Source organism: Streptomyces sp. CBMA152, assembly GCF_014596475.1.
Classification (GTDB): Bacteria; Actinomycetota; Actinomycetes; order Streptomycetales; family Streptomycetaceae; genus Streptomyces.
On record NZ_MECJ01000002.1, the window covers coordinates 384,403 to 401,465 of the forward strand.

Below are 17,063 nucleotides of genomic sequence, written 5' to 3' on the forward strand. Positions count from 1 at the left end.
TTCTGATGGATCCTCAGCCCTGACCCTTGGACGGGTCCTTGAGACCGACCGTCGCGTAGTCGAGCTGCCCGCCGAACGAGGTCTGGCCGTACGCGCCCGCGATGTTGTCGCCGAGCACCAGCGGCCAGCGGCGCACCAGGACCGGCACGGTCGGCGCCTTGGCGAGGATCTCGCCGTCGAGCTGGCGCCAGGCCTCGGCGGCCTGCTTGGCGTCGGTCATCGCGGCGATCTCGTCCATCCGCTTCATGGTCGCCTCGTCGCGGAAGAGCGAGTGGTTGCCGGAGTTGCCCTTCTCCTTGATGTAGCGGCCGTCGAAGACGAACGGCAGGAACGTGGAGCCCGACGGGTAGTCGGGACACCAGCCCGTGTACACCAGGTCGGTGCGGTTCTTGGTGTCACCGATCGTCGCGTAGAACGCGGAGGGGTCGACGGTCTCGATGGTGACCTTGATGCCCGCCTTGCCCAGCGACTGCTGGATCGCCTCGGCGCGGCCCTTGTCGCCGGTGGAGACGGTCATCTTGGTCTCGATGCCGTTCTCCTTGCCCGCCTCCTTGAGTAGCTGCTTCGCCTTGTCGATGTCACCGGCGGCAGGGATCTTCAGGGTGTCGGGCTGCTTGCCGTCGAAGAGGCTGGCCGGCATGTACGCGGTGGAGAGGTCGTTGAAGGCCGGGCCGCCGGACGCGGTGAGCACCGAGTCCCGGTCGAGTGCGTACTGCACGGCCTGACGCACCTTCACATCGTTGAACGGGGCCCGCCCGGTGTGCATCTGGAGCATGTCGGTGCAGTTGGTGGACTCGGCGATCAGCCGCTTGCGGACATCGGCGTTGGGCAGCACCTTGGCCGCGCTCTCCGGCCGCAGCGCGCCCCAGGAGACAGCGGAGGCGTCGGCTCCCTGACTGGCGATCAGCCGGTCGTCGATCTGGTTGGCCTTGAGCCCCATGATCATCACGAGCTTGTCCGGGTACGCCTTGCGCACCTGGTCGGTGCCGGGGTCCCAGTTGGTGTTGCGCACCAGGACGAGCTTCTTGCCGCGCTCGTACGACTCGATCTTGTACGGGCCGGAGGAGAACGGCCGGTTGTCGTACTGCGGCCCCTTGTCCTGCTTCTGCGGCACCGGTGCGAAGGTCGGCATCACGGTGGCGTTGGGGAACTCCGCGAAGGGCTTGCGCAGTTCGAAGACGATGGTGTGGTCGTCGGGCGTCTTGATGGAGTCCAGGTGCTTGCCCTGGGCGGGGCCCTGGTAGCCCTCGGCGCCCGTGAGGTAGCGGGCCGCGTAGTCGGCGCCGCCGGGCAGGTCGGGGGAGAAGGACCGCTCCACGTTGTACTTGACGTCCTGCGCGGTGACCGGGGTCCCGTCCTCGTACTTGACGCCCTGCTTGAGGTGGAACGTCCAGGTCTTGGCGCCGTCGGAGGAGGTGCCGAGGTCGGTCGCGAGGTCGGGGGTGAGCTCGCCGCCGGTGGTGCCGGGGCCCGCCTTGTAGGTCACCAGGGTGCGGTAGAGGAGCCGGGTGCCGAACTCCATGTCGCTCATGACCCAGTTGCGGGCCGGGTCGAGATGGGAGAAGTCCTGGTTGGACAGGACGGTGAGGGTGCCGCCCTTCTGTGGAGTGCCGCCGACCACGGCTCCCGCGTTGGCCATGGCCGGGTTCTTGCCGCCCTGACCTCCGCTCGACGAGTGCTTGGTGCTGGAACAGCCCATGGCGCCGAGGGCGAGGGAGGCCACCAGGGCGGTGGAGGCAACGGTGAGGGTGCGCTTGTTCATCAGTGGTCACTCCGAGAGCACGAGAACAGTCAGGACAGCCAGGTCCGGGTGATGGCCGGAGCTGGCTGGAATGTGACCTGTAACATAGTAATGTGAAATTGTACTGACAAGAGGGGTGGCGCTCCTTTACCTGTTCGTGTCCGAACGTGCCCTGCCCTCCGGGGTGATGATGGGTGCGTCCCCCTTGGCGAACGCAGTGCAATGTGAAATATTACTGACGTGCTCACGAGAAACTCCTCGGATGTCATCGTCGTCGGCGCCGGTGTGGTCGGCGCGGCGTGCGCCTACTACGCCGCCGGATCCGGACTGCGCGTCACCGTCGTCGACCGCGGTTCCGTCGCGGGCGGCACCACCGGAGCCGGCGAGGGAAACCTCCTGGTCTCCGACAAGGAACCGGGCCCCGAGCTCGAACTCGCCCTGCTGTCCACGCGATTGTGGACCGAGCTGGCGAAAGTCCTTCCCCCGGAGATCGAGTACGAGCCCAAGGGCGGACTCGTCGTCGCCTCCCACGAGAGCGGGATGGCCGCCCTCAAGGACTTCGCGCTCCAACAGGAGAAGGCGGGCGTCACCGCCGAGGAGGTCCCCGCGGACCGGCTCCACGAGCTGGAACCCCACCTCGCCCCCGGCCTCGCGGGCGGCTACCACTACCCGCAGGACGCCCAGGTCATGCCCGCCCTCGCCGCCGCACATCTGCTGCGCGCGGGCGGCGACCGGGTGACCCTGCGGCTCGGCGAAGAGGTCACCGCCGTGCTCACCGGCGTCGGCGGCGAGGTTCGCGGAGTCCGGACGTCCGCCGGGGAACTCCACGCCCCGTTCGTGGTCAACGCCACCGGCACCTGGGGCGGCGAACTCGCCCGCCTCGCGGGCGTGGAGCTTCCCGTGCTGCCCCGCCGGGGCTTCGTCCTGGTCACCGAACCGCTGCCACGCGTGGTGCGCCACAAGGTGTACGCGGCCGACTATGTCGCCGACGTGGCCAGCGGGTCGGCCGCGCTGCAGACCTCGACCGTGGTCGAGGGCACCCAGGCGGGCCCGGTCCTGATCGGCGCCAGCCGGGAGCGCGTCGGCTTCGACCGCACGCTCTCCACCGAAGTGCTGCGGCGCCTGGCGGCCGAGGCCACGGCGATCTTCCCGGTGCTGGGAACGGTGCGGGCGATGCGGACGTACGCGGGCTTCCGCCCGTACATGCCCGATCACCTCCCGGCCATCGGCCCCGACCCGCGCGTCCCCGGCCTGCTGCACGCGTGCGGGCACGAGGGTGCGGGCATCGGGCTGGCGCCCGCGTCGGGTCTGATCATCGCCCGCTGGCTCAGCGGCGATGAACCGCCGCTCGACATCGGCCCGTTCAGGCCCGAGCGCTTCGCATCGGCGGCATCGTGAGTCGCAGGACTCAGCAGGTGTCACGTGGAAAAACGCAGTGACGAACCCGCCCGCCCCTTCCCCGTCCACCGCACTGTCTGGAGAGAGGACGCCCGCAGTGGCCCGCACCCCCACCGAGCTGGTCGCGGCACAGCCCGATCCGCCGTTCGAGATCACCTTCGACAGCCGCCGCGTCACCGCCCTGCCCGGCCAGTCCGTTGCCGCCGCGCTGTGGGGGGCCGGGATCCTGGCCTGGCGCACCACCCGCCAAGGCGGCCGTCCGCGCGGCGCGTTCTGCGGCATCGGCCAGTGCTACGACTGCCTCGCCACCATCAACGCCGAGCCCAACCGGCGGGCCTGCCTGGTCCCCGCGCGCCCCGGCGACACCGTCACCACTCAGGAAGGGCACGGCCATGACCGCCTCGGCGTCTGAACCGTACGACCTCGCGGTCATCGGCGCGGGCTCCGCCGGTCTCGCCGGCGCGGTCTCCGCCTCCGAACTCGGCCTCTCCGTCGTCCTGTTGGACTCCTCCGTACAAGCGGGCGGGCAGTTCTACCGGCATCCGGCACCCGGATTGGGAGCGGCCCGGCCCGAGGCGCTGCACCACGACTGGTCCGCCTTCGCCGAGCTGCGCCGACGCCTGGCGGCGAGCGACGTGACGCATCTGACGGCCCATCATGTGTGGAGCGTCACCAGGGAGGACGGCGACGACGGGCCGTGGGCCGTCCACGCCGTCACCGGGCCCGACGGCGCCGAGGGGCGGCCCCGCCGCATCCACGCCCGTACGGTCCTGCTCGCGACCGGCGCGTATGAGCGCCAACTGCCCTTCCCCGGCTGGACCCTGCCCGGTGTCGTGGGCGCCGGGGGAGCCCAGGCCATGCTCAAGTCCGGCCTGGTCCTGCCCGGCAAGCGGATCGTCGTGGCGGGCAGCGGCCCGCTGCTGCTCGCCGTCGCCTCCTCGCTCGCCATTGCGGGGGCGAAGGTGCCGGCCGTCGTCGAGGCCTCCGGCTATCTGCGGTACGCCCGCAGCCCCCGGGTGCTCATGACCAACCCGCACAAGGCGGCCGAGGCGCTGACCCACGGGACGGCGTTGCTGCGCCACCGGGTCCGGCTCGTCACCCGCAGCGCAGTGACCGAGGTGCACGGCACCGACCGGGTGGAGGCCGTGACCGTCACCCGTCTGGACCGCGACTGGCGACCCGTACAGGGGTCGGGCCGCCGGATCGCGTGCGACGCACTGGCCGTCGGCCACGGCCTTGTTCCCCAGATCGAACTGGCCACGGCGCTCGGCTGTGCCACCCGCCCGCTGGCCGACGGCACCCTGGCCCTCGCCCTGGACACCCGCCAGGAGACCTCCGTACGAGGACTGTGGGCGGCGGGCGAGACCGGGGGAGTGGGCGGCGCCGAACTCGCCCGTACAGAAGGCGAGTTGGCGGGAATCGCGGTTGCCGCACGGCTGCTGGGGCGCCCTGCCGACAGCGCCCGACTGCGTCGGCTGCTGCGCGACCGCGACCGGATGCGCGCCTTCGCCGAGCTGATGGGCCGCGCCCACGCACCCGGGCCGGGCTGGTCGGGATGGCTCACCGACGACACCGATGTGTGCCGGTGCGAGGAGGTCAGCGCCGGACGGGTGCGCGAGGCGGTGAGGGACCTCGGCGCGCGCGACGCGCGGACCGTCAAACTGCTCACCCGGGCGGGTATGGGCTGGTGCCAGGGCCGGATGTGCGGCACGGCCGTCGCCTGCCTCGCGGCACGCGGCGAAGCCCCCGAACCCCCGGCCGAGCGGCGCCCGTTCGCCACACCGGTCCCGCTCTCGACCCTCGCCGCGCTCGACGCGTCCACCGAGAACGACTCCTGACACGACTTCACACCGCAGGCGGGCCCCTTCGGGGGCCCTCGCACGACCACCTATAAAATGTCACACTGCATAGAAAGGTCATCGACATGACCGCCACCACCGCCACCACCTGGAACAGCGACCGTCCCTGGCGCGGCATCATGGTTGCCACCACCCTCCCCCTGCACGACGATCTGTCCGTCGACCACGACGCGTACGCCGAGCACGTGCGGTGGCTCATCGACAACGGCTGCGACGGTGTCGTGCCCAACGGCTCGCTCGGCGAGTACCAGACGCTCACCGACGAGGAGCGGGCCCGCGTGGTGCGCACCGCCGTCGAGGCGGCGGGCGACGGCGCGCGCGTGATGCCGGGTGTCGCCGCGTACGGCAGCGCCGAGTCCCGCCGTTGGGCGGAGCAGGCGGCCGAGGCGGGTTGCGGCTCGGTGCTGCTCCTGCCGCCGAACGCCTACCGCGCCGACGAGTCGGCCGTGTGCGCCCACTACGCCGAGGTGGCCAAGGTCGGGGTGCCGATCGTCGCGTACAACAACCCCATCGACACCAAGGTCGACCTGACCCCCGCCCTGCTCGCCCGGCTGCACCAGGCGGGCGACATCGTCGCCGTCAAGGAGTTCAGCGGCGATGTGCGCCGGGCGTACGAGATCGCCGAACTCGCCCCGGAACTCGACCTGTTGATCGGCGCGGACGACGTGCTGCTCGAACTGGCCCTGGCCGGCGCGGTCGGATGGATCGCCGGATACCCCAACGCCCTGCCCACCAGCTGCGCCGAGCTGTACCACGCCGCCGTCGCGGGCGACCTGGACACCGCGCTGCCGCTCTACCGCTCCCTGCACTCGCTGCTGCGCTGGGACTCGAAGACCGAGTTCGTCCAGTCGATCAAGCTGTCCATGGACCTGGTCGGCCGCCGTGGCGGTCCCAGCCGTGCGCCGCGCCTGCCGCTCACCGGCGAGGTCGAGGCCGCGGTGCGGACCGCCACCGAGAAGGCCGTCGCGCAGGGTCACCGCTGACCGAGACGCCGTCCCCGTGTTTCCCGAGTTCACCGAGAGAGAGCCCGTGACCACCACCGCCGCGTCCATCGTGTCCCGCAACCCGGCCGACCCGGCCGACGTACTCCTGGAGATCCCCGCGCCCGGCCCGCGCGCGGCGGCCGACGCCGTCGAGCGGGCCCGCGCCGCCCAGACCGGCTGGCAGCAGGGCGGCGCGGCCGCTCGCTCCGCCGCGCTCCACGCGGTCGCCGCCGCCATCGAGGCCGCCGGGGCGGAACTGGCCGACCTCGCCGTACGCGAAGTGGGCAAGCCACTCGCCGAGGCCCGCGCCGAAGTGGCGCGGACCGTCGCCATCTGGCGCTACTACGCCCAGGCTCCGTACGAACCCGTCGGCGCCGTGCACGAGCCGGCGGCGGGGGAGGGGATGCTGCTCACCCGGCGCCGTCCGCACGGTGTGGCGGCGCTGATCACCCCGTGGAACTTCCCGTTCGCCATCCCGAGCTGGAAGGCCGCGCCCGCGCTCGCCGTCGGCAACGCGGTGGTGCTCAAGCCCGCACCCGAGGCCACCGCGTGTGCCCTCCGTCTGGCCGAGATCATCCAACTGGCGCTGCCGGACGGGGTGTTCACCGTGGTGCCCGGCGGGTCGGAGGAAGGCGGCGCGCTCATCGGCGCGTCGGACGTCGTCTCCTTCACGGGCTCGACGGCCGTCGGGAACATCGTCGTACGTGCCGCGACCGCGCGGGGTGTACCGGTCCAGGCCGAGATGGGCGGCCTGAACGCGGCGATCGTCCTGCCGGACGCCGACATCGATCGGGCCGCCGCCCATATTGCCGCCGCGATCGCCGGATACGCGGGGCAGAAGTGCACCGCCACCAGCCGTGTCATCGCGGTCGGCGCCGCGCACGGCCCGCTGCGCGAGGCACTGGCCGAGGCTCTTCGGGCCGTCCCGGTCGGCGACCCCGCCGACCCGGCCACCGTATGCGGGCCGCTCATCGGGGAACGCGCCCGCGACCAGGTCACCGCCGCCTGGCACGGGCTCACGGCGCTCGCGGGCGGGACCGTGCCGGAGCGTCCCGGCTGGTACGCGGCGCCGACCCTGGTCGAGCAGGTGCCCTCGGCTCACCGGCTGCTCGCGGAGGAGGTGTTCGGCCCCGTCGCCGTACTGCTGCCCGCGCACGATCTGGCCGACGCGGTCCGGGTCACCAACGCGGTTCCGTACGGTCTGGTCACCTCGGTCCACACCGCCGACCTGGACACGGCCCTGGGCGGCCTCGACCGGCTCGACACCGGGATGATCAGGATCAACGCGCCGTCCACGGGCGTCGACTTCCACCTCCCGTTCGGCGGCGCCAAGTCCTCCAGCCACGGCCCCCGCGAACAGGGCCGCGCGGCGCTGGAGTTCTACACATCGAGCCATACCTACACGCTGGCGCCTGCGAGGTCTGCCTAAGCGGCTTGTGGGAGTCAGCTGCGGTTCCGCGTACTTATAGGGGCGCGGGGAACTGCGCGACCAGCCAAGCACGGTCCGCAGTCGAATAACCATACTTCCCGCGAAGCGGTCCGGCTCCATAACGCGGGGTTATGCCAATACAGGGGCTCCCGTCGAGGGAATCGGTCGGGGGAGGCTGAGCCAACCGATGCCACACCGTTCCGCGGCCCCCCGTCGCGGTGAAAGGGACGCATGAACCCCGCCTACGCCACCACCGACCACTTCTTCGACGTCCCACTCGATCACTCCCGCCCGCACGGGCCCACCATCGAGGTGTTCGCCCGTGAGGTCGTCGACCCGGCGCGTGCCGATGACCGACTGCCCTGGCTGCTCTACCTCCAGGGCGGCCCGGGCGGGAAGTCGCCGCGCCCGTCGGCCGGCGCGCCCGGCTGGCTGCCCCACGCGCTGAAGACCCACCGCGTGCTGCTGCTCGATCAGCGCGGCACCGGCCGCTCCACCCCGGTCACCGCACGAGCGGCCGCCGGGTTCGCCGAACCGGCTCAACTGGCCGAATACCTCGGCTACTTCCGTGCCGACTCGATCGTCGCCGACGCGGAGCTCATACGTCGTCGACTCTGCGGCGACAGCCCCTGGGAGACCCTGGGCCAGAGCTTCGGCGGTTTCATCACCCTCACCTACCTCTCCCAGGCACCCGAGGGTTTGAGGGCCTGCTACGTGACCGGCGGCTTGCCCGGCCTCACGGCGAGCGCCGACGATGTATACGCCCGCACCTATCCCCGCGTACGCGACCGGGTCCTCGACTTCTACGACCGCTACCCGGACGACGCCCCCCGCCTGCGCAAGATCGCCGACCTGCTGGCCGCCGACACGGTCCGTCTGCCCGACGGGGACCGTCTCACCGTCCGGCGACTGCGCACCCTCGGACTCGCCCTCGGTATGGGCGACGGATTCGAGCGCGTCCACTGGCTCCTCGACGAAGCCCTCGACGGCGACGGCGAGTTGACCCACACCTTCCTCCACCAAGTCGCGGCCCTCACCGGCTTCGCCGACAACCCGCTGTTCGCCGTCCTACAGGAGATGCTGTACGGGCAGGGGTGCGGCGCCACCGGCTGGGCGGCTTCCCGGGCCCTGGCGGACTTCCCGGAGTTCACCGAGGACGCGTACCCTCTGCTGTTCACGGGCGAGATGATGTACCCCTGGATGTTCCGGGAGATCGCCAACCTGCGGCCCTTCGCGGACGCCGCCGACCTGCTGGCCGCACGTACCGACTGGCCGCCGCTGTACGACCCGCAGCGGCTTGCGGCCAACGAGGTGCCTCTCGCCGCGATCGTCTACCACGACGACATGTACGTGGACGCCGGGCTCTCCCTGCGCACCGCGCGCGAGATCGGCGCCGCCCGTGTATGGGTCACCAACGAGTGGGAGCACGACGGCGTCAGCGCCTCGGGCGGCCGCGTACTGGCCCGCCTGATGGACCTGGCAGCGGGCCGCGCGTAAACCCTTCCTCCCCCACCTCTGATGGGAGCACCATGCCCACATCACCCCACCACCCGCGCCGCATCGCGCTGGCGGCCGCAGCCGTCCTCGTATCCTGCATGGCCGCCCCCACCACGGCGACAGCGGCCGTTCACCATCCGTCCCCGGCCGCCGACTGCGCGCTTCCCGGCCGGACGGGCTGGACGGACGAGGGCCACGACACCGACCGCACCCAGTTCCAGCGCCCCACCGGAACCCACCGCGTTCTCACCCTGTTCGTGGACTTCCCCGACGCGCACGCCACCGACTCCACCGACCCCTACGCCGCCCAACTCGCCCCCGCCGCCGACTGGATGCGCAAGGCCAGCTACGGTCGCTCGCGCCTCGCCATCAGCCCACTGCGTCGGTGGATCCGTATGCCCGCCACCTCCGACTCGTACGGATTCGCACGCGGCCTCACCTTCGAGGCGCACGAGAAATACGTACGCGACGCGATCACGGCCGCCGACCCGTACGCGGACTTCTCCCGCTACGACATGGTGTACATCGTCCCCACCAAGGCCGCGTCGGCGATCTCCTTCTCGCCGACCTACCTCTACGACCCCACCACACCCGGCATCACCGCCGACGGCACCCGCCTCAAGTGGGCCGTGACCTTCGGTCAGGACATGTGGCACTGGGGGTACAAGGTCGCCGACCACGAGACGAGCCACACCTTCGGCCTGCCGGACCTGTACTCCTTCACCGGCGCCACCCACCAGCACGTCGGCGGCTGGGACCTCATGGGCAACATCGCCGGCCCCGCCCCACAGTACCTCGGCTGGCAGTCCTGGAAGCTGGGGTGGACCCGGGACGACCAGGTGGCCTGCCTGCCCGCGTCCGGCCACCGCACGGTACGACTCACCCCGGTGGAGCGCCCCGGCGGCACCAAGATCGCCGTACTGCGGACGAGCGAGACGACGGCGTACGTCGCCGAGTCCCGCCGCGCCGAGGGCAACGACAGCGCCGCGTGCTCGACGGGCGTCCTCATCTACAAGGTCGACTCCGCCGCGAAGACGGGTGAGGGCCCGATCCGGATCATCAACCCCAACCCGTCCACCACCCCACCGACGGGCTGCACGTCCCTCGACCTCGCGGCCCACACCCCGGGCCAGTCGTTCACCGACCCGGACACCGGGGCCCGGATCGACGTCCTCGCGGGCGGGCGAGCGGGAGATGTGGTGCGGCTCAGCAAGTCCTGATGCCGGTATGTCAGGTGAGCAGCAACGCTGCGTCCCAGTAGGGTAGTTGGGTGGACGGTCGGGCCTCGGCGTAGGTGTGCAGGGCGAGGGCCGCGCCTGCCGCGCCTTCCAGGAAGCCGGGCTCGCACGGGCCGTCGAGTGCGTCCCGGACCTCGGTCGCGAGCGCGGGCAACTGGGCGGCGAGCTGCGCGTCGTCCAGGTCGTACGCCATGCGTGCGGCGATGTGCAGCAGCCCGGCGGTGCCGTGGCAGAGGCCGGGTCCCTCCAGCGCCCGGGATGAGGCGGGCCGGTCGAGCACCACGTGCAGGGAACGCGCCGCAGCCTCGCGCCACGCAGGCTCGTCCAGCGCCCGGCCCGCGAGGAAGAGCGCACGCGCCACACCCGGGCTGCCGTAACACCAGGCGGCCCGGGTGGCCGGGGCCGGGGGAGTACTGCCGTCGAGCTCGTCCTCGGCGCGCAACACCATCGGCCAGTACGGCCCGTGGGAGTCCTCGCTCCGCCGCGCCACCAGCCACCCGGCGAACCGTGCCACGGCCTCCTCCTGGCCCGCCACCCCGACTCCCTGTTCATGGGCGAGGGCGAGTACGGCCAGCGGGCCCGGAATCCCGTGTGCCAGACCCAAATTGAGGTGGCCGCGCGGGTATTCGGCGGACGAACCGTCGACCCCGGGTCCGCCCGCCGCCCACCAGCCCGGCAGGGTGCCGTGTGCGGTGGTGACCGGTTCGGCGAGGTCGACCAGGGCTTCCAGGCACTCACGCAGCGCCGGGCCGCGCGGATCGAGGACGAGCAACAGCCGGGCGAGCCCTGCTGTGCCGGACACAGCGTCGTACAGGTGCGCCGGTACGCCGGTACCTTCGGCATGGGCCGTACGCAGCTGTCGTGCGCGGCCCACTGCGGCCTCGGCGATGCGGGGTGTGAGGGTGGTCAGCAGCGAGAGGTAGGCGTCGGGGCCGGTGGCCGCGAGGCGGGCGGCCAAGGCGACGGCCGCCGTGCCGCTGTAGAGGCCGGTGGTGTGCAGCCCGCCCTCGGCGCGGATCGCGGCGGCGAGATGCGCGTGAGCGACGGTCCGGGCGTCGTCGCCTTGGTCGGCCGCCAACGTGGTGAACAACAGCGCCACACCCGGGTGCCCGGCGGCCAGCGAGTCGGCCCGGGTGCCGGGCGTGGCGACGGCCTCGGGATCGCGCAGCCGGGCCGCCACTTTGTCGATCGCCTCGCGGGCTTCGTCGGCCGAGATGCCGGGAGAGGATGTCATCGCTGCTCCTGTGCGCGTCGGCGGGCGCGATGTGCCTCGAAGGCACCCCGGGCCAGGGCGTGGGAGCGTCGCTCGGCATCGGGGTCGATGCCGATGAGACGGTTGTGGCTCATGTGGATGAGGCTGCCCAGTATGGATGTGGGCGCTGCACGGTCCGGGGCACGATCGCGGAGGTCGGCCAACTGGGCGCCGTAGTCCGCTAGTTGATTGGCCCGCCGCTCCCAAGCCTGCGCAAGTGCGGCCGAGGAGAAGGTGGGCACTGGACCATCGGGGCCGATCGCTCGCAGTACGGCGGCCCGGTTGTCACGGAAGGCGCGGTGGTCGCGCTCGGACTTCGGGTAGGCGGCGGGGAACCACACATCGGCCGCCGGGCCGCGCGCGCCCGCCAGGAAATGCCGGGCGATGTCGGCCGTGTTGACCGCCGAGAACAGGTCACGCTCGGGGCCGGGCCGCCCGCGCGACGGTCCGGCGGCGAGGGCCACCAAGCTGTCGGCGTGGAACACCCGCTCGGCGGCAGCCATCGCCTCGGGCCCGCCGTAACGTTCGAGCTCCGGGTCATACGTTTCCAGACGTAGCCCCGAGGAGAGGTGCGCGGCGCCGAGCTCGGCGGCCCAGTCGCGTACAAGTGGCAACAGCGCGGCCGCCACGGCGGGCGACTCGCCGTGGAAGCGGATCCGCAGATGGGGTTCGGGGGCGCGGTAGCGGATGAAGAACCAGCGGTCGATCTCACTCGGGAGCACGCCGAGAAGCTGGGGCAGCCACTCCTCGACGACGGTGTCCTGTCGGCTCTCCGGTATGTCCAGGCGGGCGAACAGCCAGTCGCTGCCGGGCAGCGACACCGACGCGGGCGTGCGGCGAACCTCCACGGGTGGGGCGGTGGGTCGGCGCGTGGGTCGGTCCTTCGCGTGGAGTGCGACGACGAGTTCGGTGGTGTGGGCCCCGCAGGGACTGCGCAGCCAACCAGATGCTCCGGCCGTGGGCTCCTCCTGGAGCACCGTAAGCTCGGCGGTACGGGCATGGGTGTACAGCAGCCGCTGATGCCAAGGGAGTTCGAGGTCGAGGCTGATCCGCTGGTCGCCGGTGACCAGCCGCACCGCTGCCGGAACACCCCAACGCCGCCGCCACCCGGGCAGCGCCGCGCACCACTCCTCGTACGTGCCGGTCGGCAGCGTGAGCCGCCAGGAGGCCGGGGCGAGTACCGTGCGCCCATACCGTACGCGGGGCAGCGCGGGGTTGCCGGCGGCCGCGCCCCAGTCCCACGGCTGCCAGAGGCGGTGTCCGGTCAGACCCACCTCGTGCAGGAAGCGAGCCACGTTGGGGGCGCCGGTGCGCTGGTTGAGCACATGGTGTGCGGTCACCCGGACCGGGCGGCCGAGAGTGCGGGAGTGGATGCTCAGGCTCTCCAGGTCGGCGCGGACCACGAGGTCGGCCAGCGGAAGTGTTTGGGGGCCCGCCGCGTCCGGGAAGGCGCTGACGACGACGCGGTGGTCCAGCCAGCGCGGCGTGCGGGTGAGGTTGGCGTGGCGAGGTCGGGCGGGGGTGAACTCCACGTGTACCGGCACCGGTTCGTCGTCGGGCAGGGTGGTCGGCCTGCTCCCGCTCACCTGCGCCATCAGTTCCGGGCTGCCCAGCAGTGCGGCGAACCGCCCGAACGTCGCCCCCGCCACATCGCTTCCCGCGACGGGGGAGAGCGCGATCCGGAAGTCGCCCGCGTCCAGCGCCTCGGGAGACGCCCCGACCAGCTCCGCGTACAGCTCGAAGGCGCGCGGCAGGCGGTTCTCGGCGGTGGAATCCGGTTCGGGTCCGGCGAGCCGGGCGAACAGTGCCTCGTCGAGGACCACTTCCGGCAGTGGTTCGCCCGGGGTGAGGTCGGCGAGCGCCCCGGCGGCGAGGTCGGCGAGCAGCCGCCGTCGCGCATCGTCGTCCGAGTCGGGTTCGGCGTCGTGCCGGTACCGGGGGACGGCAGGGTGCTCGTAACCGTCCGGCGGCCCCAACCCGGTTGCCGCGTCCAGCAGTTCCACCACGGGCACCGCGCGTTCGGTGCCGTATCGCTCGACGAAGGCCCGATGGTAGCCGCGTAGATGGGCTGATGCGGTGCGCGGCGGCGAGAGTCGCCACAGCGCGGTGCCCGCCCGCTCGAACTCCTCGCGCACCACGTCCGGCAGTACAACGTCCGCGTCCAGAGCGAGGTCGACATGCAGGACATGATCCGAGGGACACAGCGCGACCATGCGTTCCCGTACGACTTGCAGCGCCTTCAGCCGGGCACCATCGCCACCGGCCGCAAGTTCCTCGCAGCGCAGCAACTCGGCTCGTATTCCGTCGAGTTCGGCACACAGTGGCAGGTTTTGGGGCAGCCGTGCCCGTACGTGTCCGAGCGGGTCCACATTGTCGGGCGCGGGGAACAGGTCCGTGTGCAGGAACCCGCGTACGATCAGGGTGTGCACCAGATTCACGACGGCGTCGGTGGGTGCTGTCGGGAAGGCTTCGGTCACTCCGGCCAGGAGGTCGGGGAAGGCCACCGGCGAGGCGGCGATATGCAACACCTCGTCGACGACAGGTGTGTGACGAACACTCACTTCCTCCAGAGCGTCGTCGCTGTCCGCCCCCGGCACGTATGGCAATACGAGCCGTGAACCGCGTACCGCGCACTGCTGGTCCGCGACGAGCAGCAGGCCGGACAGGACCGCCGGGTCCTGGTGCAGGCGGTCGACGACCAAGGACAGCCAGCCGAGGTCCGGGCGCACGGTGGCCCGGTGTCGGCCGCCCAAGCGGACCGTGGTCACGTCACCGAAGCGGGCGAGGCCGACCCCGGCGAGCAGTCCGAACGGGGTGGGCCGGGTGGTCATACGCAGCCGGTAGCGGCCGATGGCGGTGGCCGCCCGACGCAGTGCGTCGCCTGACGGCGGCCGGTCGGCGGCGAGGACCCGGGCCAGCGACGGGCTCGACAGCTCGACCGCCTCCCGCAGCAGCGTGTCCCGCGCAGCCTCGGAGACGTAGTGCGCGAGGTCGGCCTCGGTTGACCCGGCGGGTGTGTCGGGGGACTCGGGCGCGGGTCGGGCGGGAGCCCGCAGCAACACCGGCTCGACGGCCGTGAACAGTCTGTCCCGCCCGGCGTGGCTGGTGGCGCGGTCACCGCGCCTGGTCGACCCCACCCGCTCGCGCTCTTCGCCCACGGTTCCCCCGCTTGTCGCACGACCCCATATCTCGTTCCTGTCTAGCCGAGCTCAGGTCGTTCGGCCTCCCTTCGGGTCGGGAGTGTGCCCGAAGAAGCAGAGGTGGTTGCCCTTTCGGTCATGGACCCTTGACGTAAGCACTCAACTCGGGCCTACCGTCCATTCGTTCCGTCGCGAACATCGCGACAGTGATGAGAGGAGTTCTCATGAACAACGAGACGACGCAGGACCTGTTCGACCTCGACGTGCGTGAGGTCGTGGCTGCGGGCGACGCTCAGCAGAGCGCCGGCATCAGCATCTCCTGCGACGGTTCCTGCACCCGTCCGTTCTGTATCTGATCGCGAGCCTGACGGTCGGTGAAGCGGCTGCGGTGGCCCGGTCGGGCCACCGCAGCCGCGGTGTTTATGCCGTCGGCCACTCGGTCGGGGCCTTGGTGCCCGGCAGGTCCGGGAGCGGGCCGCGGGCCCGGGCCAGCAGGTCCTCGGGCGACACCGAGTCCAGTGTCTTGCGCGCGGAGTCGAGCACATCCCGTATGGATGCGAGGAGTTGAGCCTCCGTCAGCGGTCTCGTGGGGAGGTCGCCCGGGTCCTGGGTCAGCAGGTCGGCCAGGGTCCGGCGGATGTGCGCCGTGCTCGCCTCGCGGACGGTGAGCGCGATGTGGACGGACAGACCTTCGTTGCCGGTGGCGGTGTGCGGGGCGCCGCGCGGAACGTAGAGCACATCGCCCGCGCCGACCACGGTCCGCAGCACGGGCTCACCGGGTTCCGGCACCGGCCCCGGACGCCAGTGTCCGTCGGTCGGGGCGGCATACACCGTCCACTCCTTGCGGCCCGCGACCTGCACCACCAGCACATCGGCGTCGTCCCGGTGCACGTCCAGCCCGCGCCGCCCGGCCATCGTCGCGAAGCAGAACGCTTCCACCCGTCGCCCCAGGTCATGCGCGAGGTGGGCGGCCAGCGCACCCACCGAGGCGTGCCACTGGTCGAGTTGGGGCAGCAGCAGGGTCGCCCCCTCACCGAGGAGCCGCATGATGCGCTGCGGATCGGCGAAACCCTCCTCCGGCGCTCCCGCGACGACGACGCGCTCGGTACAGAACTCGTACGCCGGTACCACCGCGCCCTCGCGCACCATCTCCACGTACGGCGTCCGCAGCAGGCCGCCGCGCAGCGCCGCCGCCAAGTCATCGAGATCCGGCACCTCGTGGGGCAGCGATGGGGTGGTGAACACCTCCGGAACCCCCTCCCGGCACCGCTCGAAGAACTGCTCGGGCACTCCCACCAGCCGGTCCAGCACTCCCCAAGTCATGCTCACTCCCCGCCTCTTCGCGTTCGGTACCCGGCAACGGCTTGGCCCAGTGGTAGCTACCGGGGCGGCGTTGTTCCCACCGCAGGGACATCAGCGTATAGCGGTTGATCCACTCATTGACCAGAGCGGCGAGCCGACCGGTGAGCACCCAGCCATGGGGTGCGTCGTCGGTACGTACGGGCTGGACGACACCGTCACCCCGACCGAGGCTGACCGACAGGGCCAGATACCGGAACCGGAACGGCTTCGGCTCCTTGCCCCGGGCCAGCGCGTCGATGACGCCTGCGGCGTGTGCCCCGGTCGGCATGGCCGTCGCGCAGGCCATACGCAACTCGCCCACGCCGGGCGCGACCACCCGGGCCGCGTCGCCCACCACGAACACATCGGGGTGAGAGGTCGAGCGGAGTGCCGCGTCCACCAGTGCCCGGCCCCGGCTGTCGACGGCCAGGCCCGCCTCGGCAGCCAGGGGCGAAACGGTGAACGACGCCGCCCACACTGTCACATCGGCGGGGATCGCGCCGCAGTCGGTGGCGAGCCCGTGTCGGTCGACGCCGGTCACCCGGGTGTGCGGGTGCACCCGCACACCGAGGCGGTCCAGTGAGCGGGCTACATGACGCCGTCCCCGCTCCGAGAGACCGGCACCCGGTTCACGTGCCGTCACGAGGCGAACCCGCCAACTGTGCGCCGACTCGGCCAGCTCAGCGGCCAGTTCGACACCGGTGTGCCCGCCGCCGACGACGGCGACCGTGCCGGTACCGGCCGCCAGCCGCCGGCTCAGCTCCACCGCCCGCTCGACGGTGTACGTGTGGTCGCGGGCACCCGGAACCTTGGTCGTGTCGGTACGGCTGCCGAGCGCGTACACGAGCACGTCATACGTGATGACGGTCCCGTCGTGGAGGTGCACGGCGTGGTAGTCCGGGGCGATGGAGGTGATGTGGGCGGTGACGGTCTCGATGTCCCGCCCGGCGACGAGATCACCCAACGGCACGGAGGCGTTGGTGTGCCCGGCGGCCACCTCGTGGAGCCGAATCCGTTCGGTGAAACGGCTCTTGGAGTCGATGAGGGTGACGTGGTGACGGTTGCTCACCCGCAGTGCCGCAGTCAGTCCCGCATACCCCGCGCCGATCACCACAACATGCCGCTTCATACCGATGCTCCCGTTGACGTACGTGGTTCCGCTTCAGCGCCCCTGTGCGGCGCCGG

The 17,063-nt window shown here is 71.6% G+C and carries 13 protein-coding genes; 8 read left to right on the top strand and 5 right to left on the bottom strand.

The annotated features are described in order from the left end of the window. Positions 1 to 13: 13 nt before the first annotated feature. The gene (locus BG418_RS02685) at positions 14 to 1,762 is read right to left on the bottom strand and encodes an ABC transporter substrate-binding protein (protein WP_188271994.1); all 1,749 of its coding nucleotides are present in this window, start codon (positions 1,760 to 1,762) and stop codon (positions 14 to 16) included. A 219-nt stretch (positions 1,763 to 1,981) separates the two neighbouring features. Here BG418_RS02685 and BG418_RS02690 point away from each other — a divergent pair, with 219 nt between their 5' ends. From BG418_RS02690 to BG418_RS02720, 7 genes are all read left to right on the top strand, one after another. Then, complete coding sequence (locus BG418_RS02690; protein WP_188271995.1) at positions 1,982 to 3,139, top strand: FAD-binding oxidoreductase; 1,158 nt, start codon at positions 1,982 to 1,984, stop codon at positions 3,137 to 3,139. Positions 3,140 to 3,236: 97 nt separating this feature from the next. Continuing rightward, entirely contained in the window at positions 3,237 to 3,551 is a 315-nt protein-coding gene (locus tag BG418_RS02695; RefSeq protein ID WP_188271996.1) for a (2Fe-2S)-binding protein, read from the top strand. Beyond that, complete coding sequence (locus tag BG418_RS02700; protein WP_188271997.1) at positions 3,532 to 4,977, top strand: NAD(P)/FAD-dependent oxidoreductase; 1,446 nt, start codon at positions 3,532 to 3,534, stop codon at positions 4,975 to 4,977. Before BG418_RS02695 ends, BG418_RS02700 begins: the two co-directional genes overlap by 20 nt. A gap of 86 nt (positions 4,978 to 5,063) precedes the next feature. Next, on the top strand, positions 5,064 to 5,981 hold the full coding sequence (locus BG418_RS02705; RefSeq protein ID WP_188271998.1) for a dihydrodipicolinate synthase family protein: 918 nt from the start codon (positions 5,064 to 5,066) through the stop codon (positions 5,979 to 5,981). Between the two features lie 46 nt (positions 5,982 to 6,027). Continuing rightward, complete coding sequence (locus tag BG418_RS02710; RefSeq protein WP_188271999.1) at positions 6,028 to 7,410, top strand: aldehyde dehydrogenase family protein; 1,383 nt, start codon at positions 6,028 to 6,030, stop codon at positions 7,408 to 7,410. A gap of 231 nt (positions 7,411 to 7,641) precedes the next feature. Then, complete coding sequence (locus BG418_RS02715; RefSeq protein ID WP_188272000.1) at positions 7,642 to 8,907, top strand: alpha/beta fold hydrolase; 1,266 nt, start codon at positions 7,642 to 7,644, stop codon at positions 8,905 to 8,907. A 32-nt stretch (positions 8,908 to 8,939) separates the two neighbouring features. Beyond that, a complete protein-coding gene (locus tag BG418_RS02720) occupies positions 8,940 to 10,127 on the top strand; it encodes a M6 family metalloprotease domain-containing protein (protein ID WP_188272001.1) in 1,188 nt (395 codons plus the stop codon). Between the two features lie 10 nt (positions 10,128 to 10,137). On the opposite strand, the gene BG418_RS02725 is transcribed toward BG418_RS02720, so the two are convergent. Then, the gene (locus BG418_RS02725) at positions 10,138 to 11,379 is read right to left on the bottom strand and encodes a lanthionine synthetase C family protein (protein WP_188272002.1); all 1,242 of its coding nucleotides are present in this window, start codon (positions 11,377 to 11,379) and stop codon (positions 10,138 to 10,140) included. Then, positions 11,376 to 14,555, bottom strand: a complete 3,180-nt coding sequence (locus BG418_RS02730; protein WP_188272003.1) for a lantibiotic dehydratase — start codon at positions 14,553 to 14,555, stop codon at positions 11,376 to 11,378. The genes BG418_RS02725 and BG418_RS02730 overlap by 4 nt, the downstream gene beginning before the upstream one ends. Positions 14,556 to 14,761: 206 nt before the next feature. On the opposite strand from BG418_RS02730, the gene BG418_RS40385 reads away from it, so the two are divergent. After that, positions 14,762 to 14,893 carry a hypothetical protein gene (locus tag BG418_RS40385; RefSeq protein WP_262928539.1) on the top strand — a complete coding sequence of 44 codons (132 nt, stop codon included), beginning with the start codon at positions 14,762 to 14,764 and terminating at the stop codon, positions 14,891 to 14,893. Positions 14,894 to 14,957: 64 nt separating this feature from the next. Here the strand turns inward: BG418_RS40385 and BG418_RS02735 are convergent, their stop codons facing one another. Together BG418_RS02735 and BG418_RS40390 are read right to left on the bottom strand one after the other, a co-directional pair. Further along, positions 14,958 to 15,782 carry a JmjC domain-containing protein gene (locus BG418_RS02735; RefSeq protein WP_188272004.1) on the bottom strand — a complete coding sequence of 275 codons (825 nt, stop codon included), beginning with the start codon at positions 15,780 to 15,782 and terminating at the stop codon, positions 14,958 to 14,960. Beyond that, positions 15,736 to 17,007, bottom strand: coding sequence for an NAD(P)/FAD-dependent oxidoreductase (locus tag BG418_RS40390; protein WP_188272005.1), 1,272 nt, complete (start codon positions 17,005 to 17,007; stop codon positions 15,736 to 15,738). The genes BG418_RS02735 and BG418_RS40390 overlap by 47 nt, the downstream gene beginning before the upstream one ends. Positions 17,008 to 17,063 lie beyond the last annotated feature (56 nt).